Genomic DNA, 299 nt, shown 5'->3' with positions numbered 1-299 from the left:
ACCGCTCGACGGTGCATCGCGCCACGACCGTGCCCTCGCGTGCCAATTGCCTCCAGACCTTGTCGGCGCCGTAGACCCGCATGTTGGCTTGCCAGACGCGTTGTATCGCCGGCATGAGGACATCGTCGCGATGTGCTCTGGCGCAGCGTCTGTGCGGCTCACGCGCCAGCGCCGCCTGCCGCCAATAACCTGACGGGGCGATCTGCAGCACTTTGCAGATCGGCTCGACCCCGTAGGCATGACGATGCTCGTCGATGAAACTCTTCAGAACTTTAGTCGGCGGTCGAGCTCCGCCTGGG

The 299-nt window shown here is 64.5% G+C and carries 1 protein-coding gene and 1 other annotated feature; the gene reads right to left on the bottom strand.

Features of this window, described 5'->3' with window-relative positions; genetic code table 11:
• Positions 1-299: IS3 family transposase (locus QN397_RS26670; RefSeq protein ID WP_323502528.1), on the bottom strand; the 299-nt coding region annotated here is incomplete at both ends.
• Positions 194-299, bottom strand: a sequence feature (AL1L pseudoknot). This feature is flagged as partial in the annotation. It overlaps the preceding gene by 106 nt.

Source organism: Variovorax sp. RTB1, from assembly GCF_035018765.1.
In the GTDB taxonomy this organism is placed as follows: domain Bacteria; phylum Pseudomonadota; class Gammaproteobacteria; order Burkholderiales; family Burkholderiaceae_C; genus Variovorax.
Note: the sequence above shows the minus strand (reverse complement) of the source record. Positions and strands in the feature narration are given on the sequence as shown.